This window comes from Aeromonas sp. HMWF014, assembly GCF_963878295.1.
GTDB classification, from domain to species: domain Bacteria; phylum Pseudomonadota; class Gammaproteobacteria; order Enterobacterales; family Aeromonadaceae; genus Aeromonas; species Aeromonas popoffii.
On the sequence record NZ_CAWNYS010000350.1, the window covers coordinates 934 to 6,468 of the forward strand.

Below are 5,535 nucleotides of genomic sequence, written 5' to 3' on the forward strand. Positions count from 1 at the left end.
CTTCTTGATAAGGCTGCCGGTGTTGATGCCGACCGGGCAGCGGTCTGCACAAAGCCCGGTGGCGGCGCAGGTGTCAATGCCCTGATAGTCAAACAGCCGGACCAGCTCGCGGGAAGGCTCACCGCTGCGTTCGCGGCGCGACAACTCCCGATAGAGCACGATGCGTTGGCGCGGCGAGAGCGACAGGGTGCGCGAGGGACAGACCGCCTCGCAAAAGCCGCACTCGATGCACGGATCCACGATGGCATCGCTCGCCGGCATGGGTTTGAGGTGGGCAAGGTGGGCTTTGGGGTCGTCGTTGATGATGACACCGGGATTGAGCAGGCCATCGGGGTCGAGCAGTGCCTTGATGCGGCGCATCAGCGCCATCCCCTCCGGCCCCCACTCCAGCTCCACATAGGGGGCCATGTTGCGGCCGGTGCCGTGCTCGGCTTTGAGCGACCCGCCAAAGCGCACCGCGACCAGTTCGGCCACCGCATCCATAAAGGCGCCGTAGCGCGCCACTTGCGCCGGATCATCGAACCCCTGGGTAAAGACGAAGTGCAGGTTCCCCTCCAGCGCGTGGCCGAAGATGATGGCCTCATGATACGCAAACTCATCGAACAGGGCTTGCAGCCCCGCCACTCCCTCGGCCAGACGCTCGACGGGAAAGGCGACATCCTCGATGATGACGGTCGTGCCTGTGGTGCGCACCGCCCCCACTGCCGGGAAGAGCCCCTTGCGAATGGCCCAGAGCCCGGTGCTCTCGCTGGTAAAAGGCACCGAGGCCACCTGAACGAACCCGGCAGCCATGCCCATCACCTGCTCGCAGCGATCGACCAGCACCTCCTTGCTCTCCCCATGCACCTCGATCAACAGGGCGCAGGCGGCCAGGTCCAGCCGTTCAATAAAGTCCGGCAGACCGGGCTTGCCCGCCACCGAGCGCAGGGAACGCCCATCCATCAGCTCCACCGCCGCCACAGGCGCGCTTTTGAGGTGCGAGGTGGCCAGACATGCCTGCTCGGCATCCCTGAACACCAGCAGGGCCGAGGCCTTGTGGGGGTGTTCCGGCACTGTGTCGAGCACCACTTCGGCGATAAAGCCGAGGGTTCCCTCCGAGCCAATCATCAGGTGGGTGAGGATATCGACCGGGTCTACATGGTCAATGAGGGCATTGATGGCGTAGCCCGTGGTGTTCTTGAGCCGGTATTTATGGCGAATTTTGGCGGTGAGTTCCGTGTTTGCCAGCACATCGGTGCGCAGCGAAGAGAGCCCCGCCAGCAGATCGGGACGCGACTGCGCAAAGGCGGCGAGGCTGTGCGGGTTGCCGCTATCCAGCACAGTGCCATCGGCCAGCAACAGGGTCATGGCGTGCAATGTGTGGTAGCTGTTGTGGGCGGTGCCGCAGCACATGCCGCTGGCGTTGTTGGCGGCGATGCCCCCCAGCTTGCAGGCGTTAATCGACGCTGGATCCGGCCCTATCTTGCGCCCCAGGGGGGCAAGATAACGGTTGGCATCGGCGCCGATCACCCCGGGTTGCAGGGCGATGCGCGCGCCCCCGTCCAGAATACGGTGGCCGCGCCAGCTGTCGGTCAGGGTAATGAGCACCGAATCGCTCAGGGCCTGGCCCGATAGGCTGGTGCCAGCGGCGCGAAAGGTGCACGGCAGGTTCAATTCGCGGCACAGCGCCAGCACGAAACGCACCTCATCCAAAGAGTCGAGGCGCACGATGCGCTCGGGCACCAGCCGGTAAAAGCTCGCGTCCGTACCGTGGGCGAGGCGCAGATCAGGGTCGCTCACCAGCCGCGCCGGTGGAATACGCGCAAGCAGGGCGGCGTCAAACTCGTTCCAGCGCATCAACAATCCTCCACCAGCACCACCAACAGACGGCTCGGGCCGTGGGCACCGTAGGCCAGGGTCTGCTGGATGTCGGCGGTCTTGGAGGGGCCGGAAACCAGCAGCAAATTGGTGGGCATGGCCTGTTGCCAGCCCCCCGCCGCCACCAGCCCTGCCAGGTTGTCGGCAATGGTGGACGCCGCCAGCAGCGCGATATGGCAGGGGGGCACCAGGGAGAGGGTGCGCGGCTCGCCGCCATCAGGTATCAACACCAGGGTGCCGGTATCGGCGATGGCGCCCGCACAGTGGGTGATGCCGGCCTGACGGGTGTCGAACAGCGCATCCTTCCAGCTGGCGAACTCGCCAGCGGGCGTCAATACCGAGCGCCCGGCGCAAGCCACCGCCACCTCATCTTGCCAGCGGCCACCCTGGCCGCAGGCGAGCCGCGAGATCCCTTCCCCATCCAGCCAGGCGGTCAGTTCGCGGGCAAGGTTCGCCTCTTGTACGGTCAGGATCTCGGCGTGGGCGGCGGTGATCCCGCTAAGGAAACGTGCGCGCCGCGTCTGATCATCCTCACCGCGCCAGGGCTGCCAGGCATGCGGTGCAGGCGCAATGGGGGTGGCCGCGCCGCGCAGGCGGTGCAATATGGCCTCTTTGCTCGACATATCAAGACTCCTTTTTTTTCTGGCGCAGCAGGGCGTGCAGGCTTCGGGGGGCGGGCTTGGGGGCCTCGCGGCACTGGGTCCAGGGACCCAGGTGTGTTGGCACAAGAGCCCGCAGCCGACCGGCGACACCGGTCGCGGCGTGATAGATCCGTGGGTGGGTGGCGGCAAAAGCAAAACCCTGCATGGCGAGGGATTCCAGACGACTGCCGGCAGCCCCCTGCCCTGCCAGCGGCTCGCGACCCGGCGCCGCCTCGTGCTTGGCCTCCCGGCGCAGGCGCTGCAGCATGTCGGGAATGGGAATGCGCACCGGGCACACTTCGCCGCAGGCGCCGCACAGGCTCGACGCCGTCACCAGATCGCTGGTGCTCTCCAGCCCCAGCAGATGGGGGGAGATGATCTTGCCGATGGGGCCCGGGTAGATGGTGCCGTAGGCGTGGCCGCCGATGCGGGTGTAGACCGGACAGTGGTTCATGCAGGCGCCGCAGCGGATGCACTGCAAGGTCTTGCGCAGCTCCTCGTCCCGATAGGCCTGGCTGCGGCCGTTGTCGAGCAGCACCAGGTGCACCTCGTCCGGGCCGTCCAGCTCCCCTTCCCGACGCGGGCCGCTGATGACATTGAAGTAGGTGGAGATCGCCTGACCGGTGGCCGAGCGGGTCAGGGCGCTGTAGAGGGGCGGCACGTCGGAGAGGAACTCCACCACCTTCTCGATACCGGTGATGGCCACGTGCACGTTTGGCACAGTGGTGCACATGCGCCCGTTGCCCTCGTTCTCCACCAGACAGAGGCTGCCGGTCTCCGCCACCGCGAAGTTGACCCCCGACAGCCCCATGCCAGCGCGGCGAAACTCCTCGCGAAGGGCCCGCCGCCCGGTCTGGATCAGTGCGTCCACGTCCGTGGTGGGGGTGAAGTCTTCGAGGTTGTGGGCGAAGGTGTCGCTCACCTCCTGCTTGTTCTTGTGGATGGCGGGCATGATGATGTGGGACGGGGTATCGCCGTCGAGCTGGACGATGAACTCCCCCATGTCGCTCTCGAGGCAGCGGATGCCGTGGCGCGCCATCTCGTGATTGAACCCCACCTCCTCGCTCACCATGGACTTGCCCTTGACGATGGATCTCACCCCGTGTTGCTGGGCGATGCCGAGGATGATGGCGTTGGCTTCGTCAGGCGTCTGGGCCCAGTGCACCCGGATGCCGTTGCGCTCGCAGTTGGCTTCGAGCTGCTCCAAAAGCTCCGGCAGGCGCGAGAGGCAGCGCTGGCGAATTTGCTCGGCGGCATCGCGCACCGCCGCCTCCTCGGCCGGGTCGGCAAAGGCATCCTGCCGCTTGCCACGCAGATAATCCATGGCGCCGCGAAAGTTCTGCCGCAGCACGGGGTCGGCCAGGGCCGCCTCGGCCTGGGGATGGAAACGGCGCGGCGAATACTTGGCGTGCTCACTCATGGTGGGCCTCCTTTTTTTCTGCCACAGGCTCGCTGTGGGCGAGCAGGAAACTGGCCAGGTGCATGGCGGGAAGTCTCTTGCCCTGATAGGCCAGGGATCCCTTGATATTGAGCAGGCACCCCCAGTCGGCGCTCACCAGGGTGTCGGCACCGGTCGCCAGCAGGTGGCGGGTCTTGTCCTCCACCATGGCCTGGCTGATGTGGGGGTGGCGCACCGAGAAGGTACCGCCAAAGCCGCAGCATTCGCTCTCGTAGGCCTGCTCATGCAGGGTGACGCCCTCAAGCTGGCCCAACAGGGCGCGGGCTCGACTGTGCACCTGCATCTCGCGCCTGGCCGAGCAGGAGGTGTGCATGACGATGCTCGCCTCCCCCACCCCGTGCCAGCGCACCCGGCAGATCTGGGCCAGAAACTCGGTGAGTTCGAACACCCGCTCGCAGAAGGCCGCAACCTCGGGGTTGCCGGGAAAGAGACGGCCATAGTGATGGTGCATCATGCCGCCGCAGGAGCCAGAGAGCACCACCACCGGCCAGGGCTCGGGGAAGAGCGCCATCTGGCTTTGCGCCACCTTGCGCGCCTCCTCTTCATGGCCGGAGGTGTAGGCCGGCTGTCCGCAGCAGGTCTGTTTCTCGACAAAGTGCACCCTTATCCCCTCCCGCTCGAGCAGGGCGATGGCATCGAGCCCCGCCACCGGGTCGAACAGATCCACCAGACAGGTGGCATAGAGATAGACATCGGCCGGCTTGGCCGGATAGACCCGCATTACCTTCATCACTTGCTCTCCTTACTTCAATTGCAGCAGTGCGTCCGAGATGTGGAAGCTGTACATGAGCGCCAGCCCGATCAGGCCGGTGGCCAGCAGGTAGTAGAGCGTGGGCAGCGCTGTCTTGCGCAGCGTCGCCCCCTCACGGCCGAGCAGCCCCACGGTGGCCGACGCCGCCACCACGTTGTGAATGGCGATCATGTTGCCAGCCGCCGCCCCCACCGCCTGCAGCGCCAGCATGGCGGCGGTCGATACGCCGAGGGTCTGGGCCACTTCAAACTGGAACTGGCTGAACATCATGTTCGACACAGTGTTGGAGCCGGCGATAAAGGCCCCCAACGCGCCTATAGTGGCGCTCAGGGCCGGGAAGAACTCCCCCACCAACCCTGCGGCAAAATTCGCCGTGGTCACCGGCATGCTGGCGAGATCCGCCCCGTTCACGCCGGAGTTGATGAAGAGGCGCACCATGGGCACGGTGAAGATGAGCACGAAGCCAGCCCCGATCAGGGTACGGCTGGACTCCCCCAGTGCCCGGCCAAAGGGGACAAGGGAGCGCGATTGCAGCAGGGTGGCCAGCAGGGCGCAGAGCACCAGCAGGCCCCCCGGCAGGTAAAGCGGTTCAATAGAGGCGCTCACTCCCGGCTCACCCAGCAGGTCTGTGAAGGCGAGGCTCACCGACAAGAGGCTTGCCTTGAACCCGGGGCTGACCCGGCTTGCCACCAGCAGGAGTGCCAGCGCCACATAGGGCATCCAGGCCAGCAGCAGCGACATGGGGCGGGCGGCAGCCGTTTTCAGATCGAGCTTGAGGGAGCCCAGCCACTCGGTCGGCCACTCATTTTCAGGGGCGAAATCCCACC

At 66.0% G+C, this 5,535-nt stretch carries 5 protein-coding genes; all 5 read right to left on the bottom strand.

The genetic code is table 11. From position 1 onward, the window contains the following. Positions 1 to 1,836: FAD-binding and (Fe-S)-binding domain-containing protein (locus AAC083_RS14565; RefSeq protein ID WP_258224703.1), on the bottom strand; the 1,836-nt coding region annotated here is incomplete at its 3' end. Then, positions 1,836 to 2,480 (bottom strand): LutC/YkgG family protein, encoded by a 645-nt coding sequence (locus tag AAC083_RS14570; RefSeq protein ID WP_108536984.1) that lies wholly within the window; start codon positions 2,478 to 2,480, stop codon positions 1,836 to 1,838. The genes AAC083_RS14565 and AAC083_RS14570, both read right to left, overlap by 1 nt. Position 2,481: 1 nt before the next feature. Further along, complete coding sequence (locus AAC083_RS14575; RefSeq protein WP_108536985.1) at positions 2,482 to 3,918, bottom strand: LutB/LldF family L-lactate oxidation iron-sulfur protein; 1,437 nt, start codon at positions 3,916 to 3,918, stop codon at positions 2,482 to 2,484. Continuing rightward, on the bottom strand, positions 3,911 to 4,687 hold the full coding sequence (locus tag AAC083_RS14580; protein WP_084204639.1) for a (Fe-S)-binding protein: 777 nt from the start codon (positions 4,685 to 4,687) through the stop codon (positions 3,911 to 3,913). Before AAC083_RS14580 ends, AAC083_RS14575 begins: the two co-directional genes overlap by 8 nt. A 12-nt stretch (positions 4,688 to 4,699) precedes the next feature. After that, on the bottom strand, positions 4,700 to 5,535 hold an 836-nt coding region (locus AAC083_RS14585; RefSeq protein ID WP_146181686.1), incomplete at its 5' end, for an L-lactate permease.

Excerpts from the sequence above, each read along its gene's own strand:
- AAC083_RS14570 (WP_108536984.1), bottom strand. The coding sequence starts at position 2,480 with ATGTCGAGCAAAGAGGCCATATTGCACCGCCTGCGCGGCGCGGCCACC.
- AAC083_RS14575 (WP_108536985.1), bottom strand. The coding sequence starts at position 3,918 with ATGAGTGAGCACGCCAAGTATTCGCCGCGCCGTTTCCATCCCCAGGCC.
- AAC083_RS14580 (WP_084204639.1), bottom strand. The coding sequence starts at position 4,687 with ATGAAGGTAATGCGGGTCTATCCGGCCAAGCCGGCCGATGTCTATCTC.